Annotated in this window: 1 pseudogene; it reads right to left on the bottom strand. The window is 53.4% G+C overall.

The annotated features are described in order from the left end of the window. Positions 1–21: 21 nt before the first annotated feature. A pseudogene (locus O4G74_RS16170) lies at positions 22–262 on the bottom strand (RDD family protein); the annotation flags it as partial.

Raw genomic sequence — 262 nt, 5'->3', positions numbered from 1 at the left:
GTGGTGCGCATTAGCGGACCATCAAGTTTTTGGAAAAACCCAGCAATAATCCCAATCAGCGTGCCCAACAACAAGGTCATGCAACATCTGGCGGCGCTGTGTGAACAGCGGCACAAACAAGACCAAAGGCGTAAGTGCTTGAGCGATCCAGCCCGCAATAGGGTGCAAAACCGCCAAACCGCCATCCAGCGGCGTAGAACGCGTTGGCGTAATCACAATATCCATAATCTGCATACCTACAGTGGCACGGGCAGAAGAGCCC

Source organism: Henriciella marina, assembly GCF_027213945.1.
GTDB lineage: Bacteria > Pseudomonadota > Alphaproteobacteria > Caulobacterales > Hyphomonadaceae > Henriciella > Henriciella marina_A.
Note: the sequence above shows the minus strand (reverse complement) of the source record. Positions and strands in the feature narration are given on the sequence as shown.